General features: G+C 67.0%; 20 protein-coding genes. 6 read left to right on the top strand and 14 right to left on the bottom strand.

Annotated elements, in window-relative coordinates; translation table 11 throughout:
* Positions 1 to 288 precede the first annotated feature (288 nt).
* Complete coding sequence (locus tag CDN99_RS15770; RefSeq protein ID WP_088385809.1) at positions 289 to 837, top strand: hypothetical protein; 549 nt, start codon at positions 289 to 291, stop codon at positions 835 to 837.
* 26 nt (positions 838 to 863) lie between these two features.
* Here CDN99_RS15770 and CDN99_RS15765 read toward each other — a convergent pair whose 3' ends face one another.
* Positions 864 to 2,885 carry a methyl-accepting chemotaxis protein gene (locus tag CDN99_RS15765; RefSeq protein ID WP_238139546.1) on the bottom strand — a complete coding sequence of 674 codons (2,022 nt, stop codon included), beginning with the start codon at positions 2,883 to 2,885 and terminating at the stop codon, positions 864 to 866.
* A 496-nt stretch (positions 2,886 to 3,381) separates the two neighbouring features.
* Here CDN99_RS15765 and CDN99_RS15760 point away from each other — a divergent pair, with 496 nt between their 5' ends.
* Complete coding sequence (locus tag CDN99_RS15760) at positions 3,382 to 3,711, top strand: hypothetical protein (protein WP_141100815.1); 330 nt, start codon at positions 3,382 to 3,384, stop codon at positions 3,709 to 3,711.
* Positions 3,712 to 3,804: 93 nt separating this feature from the next.
* Positions 3,805 to 4,041, top strand: a complete 237-nt coding sequence (locus CDN99_RS15755; protein ID WP_088385806.1) for a hypothetical protein — start codon at positions 3,805 to 3,807, stop codon at positions 4,039 to 4,041.
* A 69-nt stretch (positions 4,042 to 4,110) separates the two neighbouring features.
* Here the strand turns inward: CDN99_RS15755 and CDN99_RS15750 are convergent, their stop codons facing one another.
* Positions 4,111 to 4,683 carry an RES family NAD+ phosphorylase gene (locus tag CDN99_RS15750; RefSeq protein WP_238139545.1) on the bottom strand — a complete coding sequence of 191 codons (573 nt, stop codon included), beginning with the start codon at positions 4,681 to 4,683 and terminating at the stop codon, positions 4,111 to 4,113.
* 148 nt (positions 4,684 to 4,831) lie between these two features.
* The gene (locus tag CDN99_RS15745; protein ID WP_088385804.1) at positions 4,832 to 5,500 is read right to left on the bottom strand and encodes a hypothetical protein; all 669 of its coding nucleotides are present in this window, start codon (positions 5,498 to 5,500) and stop codon (positions 4,832 to 4,834) included.
* A gap of 96 nt (positions 5,501 to 5,596) precedes the next feature.
* Here CDN99_RS15745 and CDN99_RS15740 point away from each other — a divergent pair, with 96 nt between their 5' ends.
* Positions 5,597 to 6,367, top strand: a complete 771-nt coding sequence (locus tag CDN99_RS15740) for a YoaK family protein (RefSeq protein WP_088385803.1) — start codon at positions 5,597 to 5,599, stop codon at positions 6,365 to 6,367.
* 176 nt (positions 6,368 to 6,543) lie between these two features.
* Complete coding sequence (locus tag CDN99_RS15735) at positions 6,544 to 6,747, top strand: hypothetical protein (RefSeq protein ID WP_141100814.1); 204 nt, start codon at positions 6,544 to 6,546, stop codon at positions 6,745 to 6,747.
* Between the two features lie 111 nt (positions 6,748 to 6,858).
* Here the strand turns inward: CDN99_RS15735 and CDN99_RS15730 are convergent, their stop codons facing one another.
* Both CDN99_RS15730 and CDN99_RS15725 read right to left on the bottom strand, forming a co-directional pair.
* Positions 6,859 to 7,422: a hypothetical protein gene (locus CDN99_RS15730; protein WP_141100813.1), complete on the bottom strand. Its 564-nt coding sequence runs from the start codon at positions 7,420 to 7,422 to the stop codon at positions 6,859 to 6,861.
* Between the two features lie 201 nt (positions 7,423 to 7,623).
* Positions 7,624 to 8,601 (bottom strand): deazapurine DNA modification protein DpdA family protein, encoded by a 978-nt coding sequence (locus CDN99_RS15725; RefSeq protein ID WP_238139544.1) that lies wholly within the window; start codon positions 8,599 to 8,601, stop codon positions 7,624 to 7,626.
* A 203-nt stretch (positions 8,602 to 8,804) separates the two neighbouring features.
* Here CDN99_RS15725 and CDN99_RS15720 point away from each other — a divergent pair, with 203 nt between their 5' ends.
* On the top strand, positions 8,805 to 10,067 hold the full coding sequence (locus CDN99_RS15720) for a cation:proton antiporter (protein WP_088385800.1): 1,263 nt from the start codon (positions 8,805 to 8,807) through the stop codon (positions 10,065 to 10,067).
* A 102-nt stretch (positions 10,068 to 10,169) separates the two neighbouring features.
* On the opposite strand, the gene CDN99_RS15715 is transcribed toward CDN99_RS15720, so the two are convergent.
* From CDN99_RS15715 to CDN99_RS15675, 9 genes are all read right to left on the bottom strand, one after another.
* Positions 10,170 to 10,778 (bottom strand): spermine/spermidine synthase domain-containing protein, encoded by a 609-nt coding sequence (locus CDN99_RS15715; RefSeq protein WP_375134446.1) that lies wholly within the window; start codon positions 10,776 to 10,778, stop codon positions 10,170 to 10,172.
* Positions 10,779 to 10,959: 181 nt separating this feature from the next.
* The gene (locus CDN99_RS15710; RefSeq protein ID WP_088385799.1) at positions 10,960 to 11,304 is read right to left on the bottom strand and encodes a zinc ribbon domain-containing protein YjdM; all 345 of its coding nucleotides are present in this window, start codon (positions 11,302 to 11,304) and stop codon (positions 10,960 to 10,962) included.
* Positions 11,305 to 11,449: 145 nt separating this feature from the next.
* Positions 11,450 to 11,881: a hypothetical protein gene (locus tag CDN99_RS15705; RefSeq protein WP_088385798.1), complete on the bottom strand. Its 432-nt coding sequence runs from the start codon at positions 11,879 to 11,881 to the stop codon at positions 11,450 to 11,452.
* 130 nt (positions 11,882 to 12,011) lie between these two features.
* Positions 12,012 to 12,470, bottom strand: coding sequence for a tRNA lysidine(34) synthetase (locus tag CDN99_RS15700; RefSeq protein ID WP_088385797.1), 459 nt, complete (start codon positions 12,468 to 12,470; stop codon positions 12,012 to 12,014).
* Positions 12,471 to 12,567: 97 nt separating this feature from the next.
* Complete coding sequence (locus CDN99_RS15695; protein WP_141100812.1) at positions 12,568 to 12,834, bottom strand: hypothetical protein; 267 nt, start codon at positions 12,832 to 12,834, stop codon at positions 12,568 to 12,570.
* A gap of 102 nt (positions 12,835 to 12,936) precedes the next feature.
* Positions 12,937 to 13,737: a Mom family adenine methylcarbamoylation protein gene (locus CDN99_RS15690; RefSeq protein WP_193531724.1), complete on the bottom strand. Its 801-nt coding sequence runs from the start codon at positions 13,735 to 13,737 to the stop codon at positions 12,937 to 12,939.
* Positions 13,734 to 14,162, bottom strand: a complete 429-nt coding sequence (locus tag CDN99_RS29325) for a hypothetical protein (protein ID WP_238139542.1) — start codon at positions 14,160 to 14,162, stop codon at positions 13,734 to 13,736. The genes CDN99_RS15690 and CDN99_RS29325 overlap by 4 nt, the downstream gene beginning before the upstream one ends.
* Positions 14,163 to 14,963: 801 nt before the next feature.
* A complete protein-coding gene (locus CDN99_RS15680; RefSeq protein ID WP_088385795.1) occupies positions 14,964 to 15,191 on the bottom strand; it encodes a hypothetical protein in 228 nt (75 codons plus the stop codon).
* A 383-nt stretch (positions 15,192 to 15,574) separates the two neighbouring features.
* Entirely contained in the window at positions 15,575 to 15,937 is a 363-nt protein-coding gene (locus CDN99_RS15675) for a hypothetical protein (protein ID WP_088385794.1), read from the bottom strand.
* Positions 15,938 to 15,996 lie beyond the last annotated feature (59 nt).

The following is a 15,996-nucleotide window of genomic DNA, read 5'->3' as shown; positions in this document are numbered from 1 at the left end:
GTTTAGGGAGCGAACTTCTTGTTGTTAATAGCGGCAAGCTCGCAAGCTGTGGCTGGAAAACGTCCCTAATCTGCATGATTTGCGCAAAATCAATGGCCAGATCACTGGTATTGGGCGCTTTTCGCACAATGGGGTCCAGCCCCTCGTAGGGGCGGCCGGCAGGGGCGCCTCGACGGCCAGCTTGCGCCCACCGCGACTTCGAGCAACCCCCATCATCAGATTTCAGGTGGACACCGGCCTGACAGCCGCAGGACGATTCGCCCTCCGGTGACTTGTGAGGGGCATGCCGTGGGCAGACTTCTGGATCGCATCAAGCAGCAGTTGCACAACCTGGCGCGCCGCGCGCACGCGCAGGAGCCCGAGCCAGCCGCCGCCGCCCCCGGCAAGACCGAGGGCGCCCGGGCGCCCGGCCTCCGTTCTGAGCTGGATCCCGCCGGCCCCTCGGAACTGGAGCGCCAGTTGCTGCTGCGCCAGCAACGCACCGCGCCGCCTGGGCCGGAGCGGCAGCGCAGGGCTCAGCTGTCCAAGCCCAAGCGCGCCGGGCTTGTGCCAGGCCACTCGGTGCTGTGGGGTGGGCCCGCGGCGACCGCTGCCGGAACGCTCGGCCAGGATGAGTGGCCCAACACGACGCCCTCGGCGCTTCTCCAAGGCGCCCGACTGGCCGGCGGGGACGCCTCAGGCGACCCGGGGCGGCCGATGCCGATCCCGTCCAGGCCCTGGCTCGAAGGTGCGTCGCTCCTGTCGGGTCAGGCACCTGAACTCCCCGAAGGCACTTCCTTGTTCGGTCCCGCCCCGAACTTCGGCGACCCGGCGGACCCGCCGCCGCGCCTGTTCTAGGGCCCTCGCCTGCCGCTGCGCAAGGCTCAGCCAGGCAACTTGAACTTCGCGACCCGCCCGGCGAGTCCGACGGCTTGCTCTCGCAGGGCCGTGGCGGCGGCGGCGGTCTGTTCCACCAGGGCGGCGTTTTGCTGCGTCTGCTGGTCAAGGTTCTGCAGCGATTCGCTGACCAGCTTGATGCCCGCCGTCTGCTCCGAGGTGCCGTTCAGCACCTCGTCCATCAAGCCCTTCATGCGCTCGGCGGTACGCAGCAGCTGGCCCATCTGATCGCCGGCCTGGCCGACGACGCGGCCGCCCGCGTCCACGCGCTCGCCGCTGTCGGTGATGAGCTGCTTGATCTCCTTGGCCGCCTGCGCGCTGCGCTGCGCCAGCGTCCGGACCTCGCCGGCCACGACCGCGAAGCCGCGGCCCTGCTCGCCAGCACGGGCGGCCTCCACGGCAGCGTTGAGCGCCAGGATGTTGGTCTGGAAGGCGATGCCGTCGATGACGCCAATGATGTCGGCGATCCTGTAGGACGAGGCCTGCACGCCCTGCATCATCTCCACGACCTGCGTGATGGTGCGACCGCCGGCTTCGGCCGACGTCGAGTTGTCGCCTGCCAGCTGGGCGGCGGCGGTGGTCGACTCGGCAGTGTTGCGCACGGTGGTGGCGATCTGCTCCATCGCGGCCGCCGACTCCTCCAGATTCGCGGCCGCCTGTTCACTGCGTTGACTCAGGTCGGCAGAAGCCGTGGCGATCTCGCCGCCCGCGTTCACCAGGCCGTCCGAGGCGCTACGCACCTCGGACACGATGCCGCGCAACGCCTGCTGCATCTCGGCCAGCGTGAGCATCAGCCGGGCCGCTTCATCACGACCCCATGGGCGCGGCGAGGTCGTGAGGTCGCCATCGGTCATCTGCTTGAGATGGCGCTCGACCTCGCTGAGGCCGCCGCTCATCACGCGGTAGAAGCTGTAGAAGAGGTACAGCACGAGCGTCAGCGACAGCGCGACCACCAGCAGCGTCAGGTTGCGCACGCGCGTGGTGCCGTCGATGCGCTGCTTCAGCAACTCGTCGAGCACGCGCATGCCGTCGGCCGAGAATTTGCGGAGCACGTCCACGGCACGCTGACCGCTGTCCTGCAACCCCTGCACCTGCGCGTCGAAGCTGCCCTCGAACCAGGCCTTCTCGCTGGCCGTGTAGAAGGCGCCGGTGGCGTCGACCGCCTCGGTGGCGGACAAGCGCCCCTTGAGGCTGGGCTCCGCCTGGGCAGCCCGCTCGAGCTGGTCGGCGATGCCGTGGAGCTTGCCGTAGCCATCCGCCCACACGGCGTAGAGCTCCTGCAGGCTGCGCACCGAGGCGCCCTCTCGCGCGGCGTAGCCCGACAGGCCCCGCGTGCGCGACACCGACTCGATCACGTCGGACGCGACGGTCGTCGACACCGCCATGACGTAGTAGGTCGCCTGCTCGGGATCCAGCGACAGGTTGGACACGTCCAGCACCGTCTGGCGCATCGACTGCAGTGCGGCCACGTAGGCCTGGATCGGTGCGGCTGCGCGCCGGGCGTCATTGCCTTGCGCGAGGGCCGCGACCAGAGCTTCGTGCGCCTTGAGGGCGGTGGCCAGCGCCGGGCCCGCATCCAGGCCGGCATGATGCTGCGCCACGAGTTCCTTCACGGGCTTGGCCGCCGCGTCGATCGCTGCGACGTCCACGCTCGGCGCAACGCCGGACAGCACCAGCCGGCGCTGCTTCTGCACCTCGATGAGCCAGGGGTCGGCCACCTGCAGCAACTCGATGCCCGCGCGCTCCTCCTCCGCGAACACCAGCGTGTGGTGCACGTTCTTGAGGTACGCCGCGAGAAGCACCAGCAGCGGCACCAGGAACACGGCCGAAACGATGCTGGCCTTCGAAGCGAAGTTGATGCGGCGGAACAGCCGCACGCCGGGCGCCCAGACGCCATGGAAGCGGAAGAAGTCGGCGCCGCCGCCATCCATGGCAGTGGGCGGGTTGAGCGGTCTTGAGTCGTAGGGTGCGGCAGAAAGGGTTGGCGCGGTGGCAGAGGTCATCAACATTCCAGTTCTTGTTCGGGGTCAGAGGGCGCGACGGGCGGGGCAACTTGCCCCTCACCCGCTACCGCGCATGGCCTCACGAGCCGCACAAGCAGGACGGTGATGGCGGGCCAACCGACAGACTGGTCGTTTGGGCCGGGGTCCGATTTGATGTAGATCAAGGCAACCGAGCCGGCGCCCGCGCCGCTTCGCTCTTGCGTGACGCAGTTCCCACGTGCGCGCCGCCGATTTCGCCTGATAACGACAGGGATCGGTGGACCGGTACGAGCGGCGGACGCTGTGGACGAGGGCGCGGATCAACTCGGATTTGCCTTGGTTCGGCCTGGCGACGGAAGTGCCAGAGACCGACGGCAGATTCGGTCGGGTCGCCCGGGAACTGAAGCCCTGATGGCGTCGCGGTCTTTCGTTCGGGTGGCAGGCGAGAACTCTTCACGGTTTGAGGTCGCGTGCAATTGCTCCACGCCTAAAGGAGTGGGCAAGGGAGCGGTGCAGCCACAGCATGGCCCCTCAGGAGGCACTTCATCCCGGCAATCAGGCCTCGGATACTGCGCGGGTCAAGACAACAAACCAGGGGACGACGATGCCAACGCTGGCCGAATACCGCGAGTACTGGACGACGCTGCACGATCATTACGTCGAAGCGAACGAAATGGCACGGGAAGCACGTGGCCTGGTATCTGCGGCCTACGTCGCAGCGCTGGCGGGCAACGGCCAGGGGCCAACTGCAGAGGCGATAGAGCACGCGGAGAAACTCGAGCGTCTGGCCGACAAGTTTGCGCGGGAGACCCGCAGCATTGCTGAAAAGGCATTGAGTCAGGCAGCAGACTGAACGCGCGCCGGCGACTCGCCTGATCAAGCCCTGCAACTGATACAACGGACCGTCCCTGGATACTCTGGTTGCGAGGAAACCAAGAGGGAGAACATGCCGACACTGGACGAGTACCGGGAGAACTGGATGTCACTGCACGACTCGTGTGTCGAAGCCAGCGAGCTGGCGCGGCAGGCCCATGGGGTCGTCGTCGCCGCCTACATCGCAGCGCAAACGGGCAGCGGACGGGGACCGTCCATAGAGGCGATTCAGCACGCGGAGAACCTGGAGCGCCTGGCCGACAACCTGGCGCGAGAAGCGCGCGACGTCGCCGAAAAAGCACTGCATTGAGCAGCGCACCCAGCTGAACTCGCCGCAGCGGCCCGGCGCGCGTTCGACCGGTCAGCGCCTGCCTGGTTCCTACGAGCCCTTGCCCTGCACGACGTGCACGCCGATCACCTCGGCCAGCGCCAGCAGGTCCGCGTAGGTCTGTTCGTCGCCGACCAGGCTGAGCGAGTCGCCAGCATGCTGCAGGGCACCGTCAGGCACCCGGTCGCCGAACAGCATCACGGCCTGGGCGGAGTCGTCCTGGCGCGAGGTCCAGGCCAGCCCCTGCACATCAGGACGCTGGGCGTGGATCGCCTCCGCCCACCGCCGCGTGCGCGGGTACTCATCCTTCTCGGTGTCGATGAGATCCCGTCGCGGGATGCCGAGCTTGCGCAGCGCCTTGCTGCTCAGATCCGCCAGCACCAAGTCCTGCGTCACCTGCACTTTCGAATGCACCTGTCCCTGCAGCTTGCGCTTGTCGTACTGCTTGAACCCGGGCGCGTGCGGGACGTCGTGGAAAACCGATTCCATCGCGGCAGCCTCGAAGGTCGTGGCCGCATAGATCGTCGGCACCGGCGCGCCGCTGGCATCCTTGATCGGACTGAAGCGCGCGTTGCCCTTCAGCCCGGGATTGAACTGGTCGGCCGCGTAGGAGTCGGAATGCACACGGTGCAGCCGCGTGCCGGCCTTCAGCGTTCGCGACGTGACGTGCAGTTCCGCGGGCGGCTCGATGCCCGCGGAAGCGGTTGGCAGGGCAGCGGCGACTGCCGGAGCGGCTGCGGGCGCCGTTCCGGTTGCCGGGGTCGCCTTGCGCCTAGGCATGTTCGACGGCGCTCATCTCGTCCTGCGCGGCGGCCACCACGGCAGACGGATCGGTAAGCAGCACATCCTGGGGCCGGCGCCCGCCCAGGAAGCTGTTGGCCCCCAGGAACCAGTAGGCCAGCCCCCAGCCGTCCTTGTCGTCCCCGAACACCTTCAGCACCTGCGTCAGCGACTTGCGTGGCCGATAGCCCGTCTCAGGATCCAGGCCGTAGCCGGGAAAGTAGTCCACGCCGTTGAGGTCGATGGCGAAGATCTGCTTGAGCCGCTTCCACTTGTTCGGCTGCGTGCTGGGGTTGCTCGCGCTCAGGCCCGCTACCTCGGCCAGTTGCGCCGCCGTCAGCCAGTCCGCCCCCTGCAGCACGGCCTTGCGGGCATTCGCCGTCATCGCCGCTTCCTTGATCAGGTTGGGCGACGGCGGGGCCTTGGGGACCACGGCATTGACCACCGTGCGCAGCAACTGCTCGTCGTGGGCCTCCCACGCCGCGCCGATCAGCGCGATCACGCTGCTCAGCGTCTGGGCCATCTGGCCAGCGCGTCCTGCGTCCTCGTCGGCCACGGGAAGGACGATCACCCGCCGCGCCTTGGACCTGCCAAGACGCGTGCGGACTTCCTCGGGCGACCCGACGAGAGGAAGCAGCGGCGATTCAGCAACAGCAGGCATGCTCGGCCTCCGGAAGATTATGAAGAATATCTGAATCTACTATATTCTAGATCATCCATCTTGTCACCCGCCGGCTCCGCGCCGGGACCGTTTCCCATGCCGCTGCACTATGCCCGCCGACTCACCGGCCGCCACCGCTCTGGCCAGGCGAACCGCCACATCGGCGTGGTGCTGACGTTCGTGGCCGGCGCTACCAATGCCGGCGCCTTCCTGGCTGTGCACCAGTACACCTCCCACATGACGGGCATGGTGTCATCGATGGCCGATCACCTGGTGTTGGGCGCCTGGGACATCGTGGCCGCCGGTGCCGGCGCCCTGCTCGCCTTCGTCGCCGGCGCGGCCTGCTCAGCCATGCTGGTGAACTTCGGCCGACGTCGCCAGCTGCACAGCGAGTACGCCGGTCCACTGCTGCTGGAGGCCGCCCTGCTGCTGGTGTTCGGCCTGCTGGGCAGCCGCCTGGCCGAGCTGCACGCCTACTACGTCCCGATCACGGTGATGCTGCTGTGCTTCACGATGGGCCTGCAGAACGCGCTGATCACGAAGCTGTCCCAGGCCGAGATCCGCACGACCCACGTCACGGGCATCGTGACCGACATCGGCATCGAGCTCGGCAAGCTCGCCTACTGGAATCGCACCGGCGGAGAGCCGTCGCTCAGGGTGGTCGCTGACCGCGGCCGGCTCGCGCTGTTGGCCACCCTGCTGCTGGGATTCTTCTGCGGCGGTCTGGCCGGCGCCTGGGGCTTCAACCGCGTGGGCTATGTGGCGACGGTGCCGCTGGCCGTCCTGCTGGCCATCGTGGCCTTCCTGCCGGCCTGGGACGACGTCAACCATTGGTGGCAACAACGCCGGTTCGGTTCCCGTGCTTGAGAGCGTCGAGAGCCAAGCTCACACAGGCGCGGCAGAGTTGGCGGGAACGACCGACTCGTGCAAGCTCGCCGGCTCTGTCTGAGACTTGGCCACCCTATCATGTGATCGGGTCTGACTCGGACGAAGCCCTCGTGCCGAGGGACAGGCCGCCTCGCCTCCCTCGCCCGGTGAAGTCCATGTTCCTCAAGTGTCGACTGATGTCCAGCGCGCAGTGGCGGCTGTACTTCGCGCTTGAGCTGCTGGACCACGTGCAGATGATGCCGTCCTGGGAAGCCGTGGCCTGGGCCAACTTCGTCGCTCGCACGGCCGCCAGCGAGGAGCAGCCGGAAATCGCAGCGCGCCTGTGCGCCGCGCTCTACGTTGGACCACTGACCACCTGAAGCACCGGATCAGTTGTCCTGCAGCGCGGCAAGCCGCGCCACCATCGATCAGCAGCGACTTAGCCGGCGACCGCGCCACGCGCACCGCAAAGGCCCCATCGAGGCTCAAGATCAGAAGATGTTGATCCGTGCCCGACCGGCCTGATACGCGAGGATCAGGAAGAGGACGAGGAACGCGAGCAGGCCGCACGCGTCGGCCATCAGCTGGGATTCGAGAACGCCGAAATAGGTCTTGGAGCACGCACCGAACTGCTGGATCGTCGAAGCGGGAATGCAGTGATCGGCCAGGTATTGCCCGTAGTTGGACTTCTTCCCCAGCGTCAGTTGCATGGCCTCGTGTCCGAACTCGCCGATGCAGTAACCGAGCATTCCGACAGACGCGCAGAAGAATATGACGAGCCAGTCAGCCAGCGGCTGATTCGCACGGCGCCGCTTTGGAGGTCGGCTCGCCGCATGGAAACCGGCAGCAGCCGCAAGGGAAGGCACGCCCAGCGCCGCAGCGAAATGCTCCAGCCAGACGGACCATTCCTGCTCTGCCAAGTACTCGATGAAGACCGGGAAGTGCAGATCGGGGTCGCGGGCAAACCGGGTTGCCCAGCAGAGCAGGCACACGCCGAATACCACTGAGAGTGCCACTGCCTTCGAACGGTATGCGCGGTTGAGATCCTCTGACATTGGCACCTGAGTTGAGTGGAGAGAACGGAGCCCGAGCTGGGGAAGGTTGTGCCGGCGGGGCCGAGGCCCAACGCAGTGTCGACGGCCCCGACGCGCGGGACCTGGATGCACCGCGCAACTCGCAAGCCCGCGTGAGAAACGTCGCATCGCGTCGCGCATCGGTGGGGGAGCGCGCATCTCACAAGCGCCCTGGGCGCCCCGTCAGGCGAAGCGCAGCAGGAACTGGTCACCCTTTGCAGGCAGGAGTCGGTCGGACGCGGAACGCACCCAGCGGCTCATTGCGCGGCTGCGGTGGTCCACCGTGTTGGAGTGCCCCTGAGCCCAAGCCTGGCGCCGGGCACCGTCGTCGTAGGCCATCGAGTCCGCCGAGGCGATCCACTCGCGCATCTTCAGATGCTCGAGGCTGGCGCCCTTGACGCCGAAGAGGTGCAGTCGAGAGCCGGAGGGCAGTGCGCCTTCGAGCCGGCCCAGCACGGCGAGCAGCCCGTGATTGGGATGGTGCAGGTGGCGCCGGCACACCGAGCCCACACCGATCAATGCGGGGGCCGCGAGCCACGGCTTCCAGCGATGCCAGACCTGCAGCAACAGGTCGAGGCTGCGCAGGTAGTGGTCGGCCGTCCACCCTTGGATCACCGGCACCGGCGGAGGCGCGAGGTTGGCGACGACGCCTGGAGTGCTGGTCTTCGCGAGTTCGTTCTGCCACGCGTAGACGATCCGAAGCACGCCTTCGAGCAGCGTGGCCGTTGCGCGGATGCGGTAGTCGACTTCGTCTTCGCTGCCCGCGATCTCGGGCTCGCAGCAAAGGTCCGGCTGCGCCCACCAGCTCGCGCCTACCGAGCACGCGAGCTCCACGTACTGCGCGTAGGTCCACGGGAACACGCCGGCCATCCCGGGCTGCTTTCCCTTGGACTTCCACAGCCGCATCGCCGTGAACCCGGCGCTGTCCAGCGCGAAATCCACCTCGTATAGGTTTGTTGCGCGGGGGATGCAGAACGCCCCGGACCTGGCGGACCAGAAGGCGCTCGCACTGACCATCGCGGGGTACTCCTCGTTGAAGGCATGAAAGGCAAGGCTGCCCCCTCGATGAGGAATGCCCACCCGCATGACGAAGCGATCGGTGGGCTCGAAAGGGGCGTTGATCAGGCCCAGCGGCATACCGGGTTTGCGCTGCTTCAGCATGGATGCTTTCCTTTGCTGAAGCCAGGCTACGAACGGTTTGGGCAGCATCAAGAGAGTGCACCGCGCGCCGTCGCCGTGGCGGCGGGGCCCTAAGCTGCCCGCCCAAAGGTTGGAACCGGCTTTCAGGCGGCTCGCGTGCGAGGTGCGAGCAGTCGAGCCACGGGCGACACGGTCACCGAATGGGCCTCGCTTAGGATGCCCAGATGCCTACCGTCTTCCAAGGAACAGGCGTCCTGCTCGCCATCGTGGCCGTGTTCGGCGTCATCAATCTCAAGTACCTCAAGAAGCTCAACCTCCCCGACACGCTGGGCATCACCCTGACCGGGCTGATCATCTGCCTCGTGGTCTCTCTGGTGGGCATGGCTCATCCCGAGATGGGCGCCTATGCGCGCCAGCTGATCACGCATATCAACTTCAGTGAGGTCGTGTTTCACGGCCTGCTGAGCTTCCTGTTGTTCGCCAGCGCGCTGCACATCGACTTCTCGCGCCTGCGCGAGCACAAAGTCGCCGTTGTCTCGCTGGCCACGCTGGGCGTGCTGATCTCCACCGCAATCGTCGGCGCAGGCATGTACACCGTCACGCTGGCGTTGGGCCACCCGGTGCCATTGCCGTGGTGTCTGGTGTTCGGCGCGCTGATCTCGCCCACCGATCCGATCGCCGTGCTGGCGGTGCTCAAGCGCGTCGGCGCGCCGCCGTCGCTTGAGGCCAAAATCTCCAGCGAGGCGCTCCTCAACGATGGCACGGCCATGGTGGCCTTCCTGACCCTGGTCGGCCTGGCCACCGGCGCATCAGAATTCTCCATAACCAGCATCACCACGCTGCTGCTGCGCGAGGTCGCGGGCGCCCTGGTCTTCGGAGTTCTGGTAGGACGCGCCGCCTCTTGGTTGCTGAGCGGCATCGACAGCAGCCCCGTGGAGATTCTCATCACACTGGCGTTGGCCACCGGCGGCTACAGCCTGGCCGAGTCCCTGCATGTGTCCGCCCCGCTGGCGATAGTCACCATTGGGCTGGTGGTAGGCAACCACGGCGCCACCCGCCACATGTCCGCCAGGACCCGCGAACACCTGTTTGGTTTCTGGGGTGTGCTGGACGAGCTGCTCAACCTCGTCCTGTTCGGGCTCATCGGCGTCGAGGTCATCGCGCTGTCGTTCAAGTTCTCCGACATCTGGATCGGCGTCGCGGCCTTTGCGGTGGTGCTGATCGCGCGGGCCGTGAGCGTGGCGATCCCGATGGCTGCCCTGCGCCGCTTCCGGCGCGTCAGCCCGCACGCGGTCAAAATCATGACCTGGGGCGGCCTGCGCGGCGGCATCTCGATCGCCCTGGCGTTGACCCTCCCCGAATTCCAGGGCCGTGACATGGTCGTCGGCGTGACCTACCTGATCGTGGTGTTCAGCTTGCTGGTCCAGGCCACAACGCTGGGACGCGTCGTGCGCCGCTATTCCCCGCCCAGCGGCGATGGCGCCTGACGAGGGTCGGGCGGTGTGGCAGAGCACGCCTCCGGCCCCGTGCCATGCAATGGTTGCGCACGAGGGTGAACCAACGCGCCGCGACAAGCGTCCGGCGGGCGTTCAACGGGCCTCTACATGCTGCTTCCACGCCGTGGCGACTCTTTCGAACGTCGGCATCAAATCGGCCCAGGCCCGCGCATCGAAGCGCGCGGGTGCGCGCAACGACGCATGCTTGAAGTGACGCAGGAGCGGTCCCTTGCAGGCGAACACGATCGTGTTGCTGCAATCGTGGTCGCCAACAACAAGGACATCCTCGCCGAAGCTGCGTCGGATGCGCGCGAGGAACGTGGCGTAGTCAGGATGGCCGGCATGGAGGTTGACGACCATCAGGCCGTTGGCCTGCAGCGCGTCAAGACAGTCGTCGTAGAAGCGCTGTGAGCACAGGGCGGCCGGCTGCCCGCCGCTGTCGAAGCCATCCACCATCAACACGTCCACCGGGTACGGCGGAAGGCGAACGAAATCCGCGCCGTCGCCGTGCCGGATCTTGAAGCGCCCATCGTCGGGCGGCACGCGAAACTCGTCACGCAGCGAAATCACATGCGGATTGATCTCCACGACCTTGATGCGGGTGTCGGAGAGGTACCGATAGCAAAACTTCGCGAGGGAGCCGCCGCCGAGGCCAATCATCGCCAGGGTCTTGGGACGGCTGTTGAACAGCAGCACGGCCATCATCGTGCGCGTGTATTAGAGGTCCAACGCATCCGGTTGCTGCAATTGCATGCGGCTCTGGATCTCTGCGATCGAGAAATGCAGTGCCTTGGTGGTCGGGGTCTCGTAGACGAAAGGTTTGATGTGGTCGGACATGGTGCTGCTGGCGTTGAGCGGTCGAGATCTGGGATGAGGGGCCGGGTCACGCCTTCTTCACGAACTCCGACTTCAAGCCCATCGCGCCGATGCCGTCGATCTTGCAGTCGATGTCGTGGTCACCGTCGGCCAGGCGGATGTTCTTGACCTTGGTTCCGACTTTCACCACGAGGGAGGAGCCCTTGATCTTCAGGTCCTTGATCACTGTCACCGTGTCGCCGTCCTGCAAGACATTGCCCACCGCGTCGCGAACAACCCTCTCTTCCTCCGCGCCTGCGGGCTCCGCTGCCTGGGCCGACCATTCGTGCCCGCACTCGGGACAGGTCAGTTGGGAGCCATCGTTGTACGCGTAGCCGGACTGGCACTTGGGACAGGGAGGAAGGACGCTCATGTCGAGAACTGGTCTTTCAAGTCGAAGCACTCGGGAAACAACGCGAGCAGATGGCGGCAGCCGCGCATGAGGTGCGGCGCCTGGTGACCTGCTTCGCTCGCCAGGAGCGCGGGAAACAGACGCCCCGAGCGCGCCTGCGCATCGTCTAGCTGTTCGAGGGCCGCCACGTCGAGCCAGGCGCATCGCCATAGAAACCATGCGCTGACGCAACGCAGACGCCGGGCAGCCTACTCATTATCGAGCCAAGGACGGGTGCCCTCGCCGCGGATCGGGTCGGGCCATCGAGCAGGTCGGATGCAACATCTCCGAGCCAGCGGTTGCTCTGGAATGGGAACGTCGATCGGATCTCCAGCTCCACGAGCTCGCGGTAGATCGCGGCGTTGTCCGCGCAGCTTGCCGCCGCCTGCAGGTCGGCCTGCGAGGACAGCACGCAGAAGGCGCAGGACACGCGACTGCTGCCGAAGATGCGGTAAGCGGCGTGCAGGACGTCTCCGCGCGAACGCACATAGTCGAGCACGTCGGCGCGCGTCCAGTGGATCAACGGGTTCCAGGTCAGCCCGATGCCGCGCGCACGCATCAGTCGTTCGTCCCGCTTCGCGGCCGGGCCTTTGCGCGCGCTGTGCTTTCCTCACGCCGGATGCCAACGGCCGAGATCACCATGCCGGTCGGATGCCTTGCGCGGATCGCGCGCGCGATGACGGCCGACTTCAACTCGTGCAGAAGCGTTGCGCCGCCGAACTCCACGGCATGATCAGCCGAACGCAGGACAGCGCCGCATAGCGTTCGACATTGGCATCCCAACGGGACAGCCAGCGATCCATCATGTCGCCGGCGGCCCGTCGCACGACGATCAGCTCCCAGCCCAGTCGCTGCGCGAGTCGCTCGCATACGGTGATCGAATCACGCCATTCGATCCGGCCGAGGTCGCTGTGGATGAGGGCCCGAGGGCCGATGTGTCCGTTGGCGTCGAGATGCGCCTGCAGGCGATACGCTAGGGCCTGGCTGTCCTTGCCGCCGCTGACCCCGGCGAACACGGGCGCTTGCCCCGACAAGGCCACGTCGACCTGCGAATCGAGAGCCACGTCGAAGCGCTCGGCCATGCCGCCGACGGTGGGCACCAGGGGCACCGTGGCGGGCGCGACCCAAGGCAGTTCGATCTGTTGCATCGGGAACCTCATACCAGTCAGGGTACGGAGGCATCCTCGAAATCAAGGGCCGCGGAGCAGGCGGCGGCCGCGCCCTCGTGGTCGATGTAGTGCGTCGTCAGTCCTGCGTGGCGAATGCGGGATTGAGCAAGTCGATCCCGGCACCCTTGCACTTGATCCAGGGGCCGCTCGGGTGGTCAACGCCGTCCCAAGTCGACAGAGCCGAAGCAGCGTCGGTCTCGTGCTCGTAGCAGTACCTTCGCTCGTAGCCTTCGAAACTCAGGCCCACCACGAGGCCCATCGTGAAGTTGAAGCCGCGCAGCCCGCAGACGGTGCGGCCGACCAGGCGCAGTTCCCTGTAGCCCTGGTCAGCGAGAAAGGTCATCAGCACCTTGGCGGCGCGAGGTGTCATGGGCTTGGAGAGTCGAGTGGGTGGCAACGAGCGGCGGCGATCTTCAGGTGCCATCATGCCGGCTCGGATCGGACGTCATCGGCCATCCAGCCGCCAGGTGAAGGTCAGGTTGCCGGGGTGGCGGACCTTGCGGAACCCGCCCTCGTTGAGGGCGCGGGCGACGTAGGCCCTGCCCTCCTCACCTGCGCGCCGCGCAGGCGCACCGAGCGCCTTCAGTTGCCGCATGGCGTAGCCGCAACCCTGTTCATCGCGCCGGATCTTGGACAACGTCCGCTCGTTGACGCACTGGCCGCCGGGCCCGAGCACGATGGTGCGCGACGCCGAGCGGCCCATGTAGCGCCCGTTGAAGGCGCGGTACACGGTGCCGATGTGGCCCCGCTTGACGATGGCGCCGACCGCATTGCGGCGTTCCACCGGGTCGCAGTAGGACAGCACGCCCCTCACTTCGGGCAGGAGCTGGCGCAAGAGCCGGAACGCGCGGCCCAGGAACCACGACTCGCCGTTGCCCGGAACCTGATCGAGAAGCACCAGCCGACCGATCTCGATGCCCAGGCGCGGCGGCAGCTCAAGCCAGGCGGGCACGGCCTGTTCCTGCACCGGGACCGAGAACACCAGCACGCCGGCCAAGTTGTCGCGCTGGAAGGCAGACGCCTTGTGCATCAGCCCCACCTGCAGGCGCGCGGCGGGCATGCTGCCGCTGTAGTGGGTCTGCTCGACGAACTGGCGAGCTGCCTTGAACTCGATCGGCTCGACCGCGTAGCGCTGGGCCACGAACGGCTCGCCGGCCGGGCGGTAGCTGTCGCGGCCAGCCCGCCACCGCTGGCAGCCACCGAAGAGCGGCAACTGGGCATCCGCCGGCGGCCCCGAGCGGCTCACGCCGGCACCTCGGCTGCAGACGGGCACTCGACGCTGGCGAGCCGCAGCTGTTGTGCCCAGCCCTCGGGCGTCGACACCTGCGGACGCGCTTGCAATGGCAACACGCTGGATGCGGCCTCGACCAGGAGCGCCACCTGGCGGCGCGCGACGGCTAGGTCCCGGGTCAGGCGCTGAACCTCCGCGTCGACGCCAGGCACGGTCCCCGGCTGCCGGAGCACATGCGCCAGATGCCTGGCATAGGTCGCCACGGCGCGCCAATAGCAGGCCATCGGTCCCTTGCGTCGGGACCAGGCCCGCTCTGCTTCGTCGTTGGCCTGGCTGCGCAACTCCAGCAACAGCGTGCGCAGCGCCATGCGCTCCTTCGCGCCCAGCGCCAGCAACGCGCGGGCGGCCGGGAGGCGTAGCAACGGATTGAGGTAGCCCATGGCCACTTACCCCCGAACGATCGACGCCGCTGCGGTGACACCCGTCCAGCGGTGGCAATCCGGCATCAGTTCGGCATCAGATTCGCAGCCACGCGCGTGCGCAGGCAGGGCCGCCCATCGAGGCGACTCCGCCACCTCCGCGTCGCGCCGGAGGCCGTCCGATCCAGGAGAAACAGGCGTTTTCATGCGGGCAGTCTCGACCGCTGCCGACCTGCATCAAGGGGACCGCCGCACTCCGATCAAGAACGCCCCTCGGGAAAGCCCGTGACCGGGCAGCCACACTCCCTGTCGACGTGCAGGTACGTCGCGTTACAATACACTCTGGGCGGCCTCCCTGCCCCCTGCTTTTCCTCCCTGAGCAGGAGTCTTGCCGTGATGACAGCGACAAGACTTTTGCGCCCCAGCGCCATAGCGGCCTGGGGCGATTTTTCTTGGGCGCGCAGGTGCTCGGTCGCGGCGACCTCCTCCCGTCCCACGCTCACCAAGGCTGCGGCGAGCGCGCCGACCGACCGCGCCGGTCAGCGGGCGTGGTTGGCTGGTTTCGGGCGCCAGTCACGCGCGAAGCAAGGCGACGAAGAGCGCTTCAAGCGACGCATGGTCTCGCGGGCCGCAAGGTATGCCTGCATCTGGGACGCAAGCAGAGGCTCTGCCCGGCTTGAGGCGTGGGTTGAACGTTCGCTGCTGCTCAGGGGTTCGGAGTGCGCCATGACACTGATCCTCATTCCACGATGTTGTTCAAAAGGCGGCGCGCTCGCCGCGGGCTTCGTGCGAGCGCGCCTGAACGGATAGCGCCGACGGCGGCTAGTCCAGGACCAGCCGGAAGCCCATGGGCGCCCAGTTGGCGTCGCCAGCGATGCGGGCCTTGACGGCGCGGCAGTGCAGCGCCGGCTCACCGAGCAGTTGCCCCCGGTCGAGGGCACGCTCCAATAGGTGCCGAGCCTCGCCGGGCCTCAGCGCGGTCGTGCCGGCCAGCCAGCGCTGCAACGTGCAGAGGTCCTCGGCAGGGAGCGGGGCCGCCTGCAACAGCACGGGAACCTTCGCGTGACGAAGAGACCCGTAAGCTCTCGCGGGGCGACCCCAACGGCCCGCCGCCAGCGCGGACCGATCGGGACGCGTGGTTGTGGGCCGGTCCATGTCAAAACTCCGTTTCGGCAGAGACGGGCGTCTGACGCAACGGGTCGATGCGCTTGACAATGATCCGGTCGTGGAGGGGACGGATTGGCATCTTGGGTCTCCTTTCAGATAGCAGATGATTGACAAAGAGGTTGGTCGAATTGGGGCGCGGAAAGCGGTGCCACCGCGTCCAAATCCGACCGATCAGCGAGCTAGAGTCGGTGCAATAGTTTTCAAGACCCTCGGCGCGCAAGTTGTTCGCTCGCGAAGACCAAGACGGTCAGAGCAGCACGATGCGGTTAGGCCTGATGACAGGCCATGGCCTCGCTGTCGGAGACGCCGACGGTCTCGCAGCCGCGATGCTCTTCCCGCACCAGATTCCAGGCGCCCAACTGCCAGGCGGCGTCAAGCATCTGCTGGTCGAGTTGCTCCAGGCGCGTCCACGCCTGGTTGAACTGCAGCCCCGAAGTGGGGACGGCCACGCGCCGCGGCCGGTCGGCGGTATCGGCTGGCGGAGCGCGCTGTCGCTCGTCGACCGCGAAGCCGTGCCAATGGAGCAACAGCAGCATTGGAGAGGATCTGCGCGGGAGCGTGCTGAGCACGACGGCGGCCAAAGGCCTGCGCAAGATCTCCACCTGCTGCCGGATGATGTAGAGGATCATGATCGGCAGATGGAAACTCGTACAGACGGGTGAAATTTTTAAGCAGGTTAGAGGCGGAA

Origin of the sequence: Roseateles aquatilis (genome assembly GCF_002205645.1) — a bacterium.
GTDB lineage: Bacteria > Pseudomonadota > Gammaproteobacteria > Burkholderiales > Burkholderiaceae_C > Roseateles > Roseateles aquatilis.
Note: the sequence above shows the minus strand (reverse complement) of the source record. Positions and strands in the feature narration are given on the sequence as shown.

Excerpts from the sequence above, each read along its gene's own strand:
- CDN99_RS15765 (WP_238139546.1), bottom strand. The coding sequence starts at position 2,885 with ATGTTGATGACCTCTGCCACCGCGCCAACCCTTTCTGCCGCACCCTAC.
- CDN99_RS15760 (WP_141100815.1), top strand. The coding sequence starts at position 3,382 with ATGGCCCCTCAGGAGGCACTTCATCCCGGCAATCAGGCCTCGGATACT.
- CDN99_RS15755 (WP_088385806.1), top strand. The coding sequence starts at position 3,805 with ATGCCGACACTGGACGAGTACCGGGAGAACTGGATGTCACTGCACGAC.
- CDN99_RS15745 (WP_088385804.1), bottom strand. The coding sequence starts at position 5,500 with ATGCCTGCTGTTGCTGAATCGCCGCTGCTTCCTCTCGTCGGGTCGCCC.
- CDN99_RS15740 (WP_088385803.1), top strand. The coding sequence starts at position 5,597 with ATGCCGCTGCACTATGCCCGCCGACTCACCGGCCGCCACCGCTCTGGC.
- CDN99_RS15735 (WP_141100814.1), top strand. The coding sequence starts at position 6,544 with ATGTTCCTCAAGTGTCGACTGATGTCCAGCGCGCAGTGGCGGCTGTAC.
- CDN99_RS15730 (WP_141100813.1), bottom strand. The coding sequence starts at position 7,422 with ATGTCAGAGGATCTCAACCGCGCATACCGTTCGAAGGCAGTGGCACTC.
- CDN99_RS15725 (WP_238139544.1), bottom strand. The coding sequence starts at position 8,601 with ATGCTGAAGCAGCGCAAACCCGGTATGCCGCTGGGCCTGATCAACGCC.
- CDN99_RS15720 (WP_088385800.1), top strand. The coding sequence starts at position 8,805 with ATGCCTACCGTCTTCCAAGGAACAGGCGTCCTGCTCGCCATCGTGGCC.
- CDN99_RS15715 (WP_375134446.1), bottom strand. The coding sequence starts at position 10,778 with ATGGCCGTGCTGCTGTTCAACAGCCGTCCCAAGACCCTGGCGATGATT.
- CDN99_RS15710 (WP_088385799.1), bottom strand. The coding sequence starts at position 11,304 with ATGAGCGTCCTTCCTCCCTGTCCCAAGTGCCAGTCCGGCTACGCGTAC.
- CDN99_RS15705 (WP_088385798.1), bottom strand. The coding sequence starts at position 11,881 with ATGCGTGCGCGCGGCATCGGGCTGACCTGGAACCCGTTGATCCACTGG.
- CDN99_RS15700 (WP_088385797.1), bottom strand. The coding sequence starts at position 12,470 with ATGCAACAGATCGAACTGCCTTGGGTCGCGCCCGCCACGGTGCCCCTG.
- CDN99_RS15695 (WP_141100812.1), bottom strand. The coding sequence starts at position 12,834 with ATGACCTTTCTCGCTGACCAGGGCTACAGGGAACTGCGCCTGGTCGGC.
- CDN99_RS29325 (WP_238139542.1), bottom strand. The coding sequence starts at position 14,162 with ATGGGCTACCTCAATCCGTTGCTACGCCTCCCGGCCGCCCGCGCGTTG.
- CDN99_RS15675 (WP_088385794.1), bottom strand. The coding sequence starts at position 15,937 with ATGATCCTCTACATCATCCGGCAGCAGGTGGAGATCTTGCGCAGGCCT.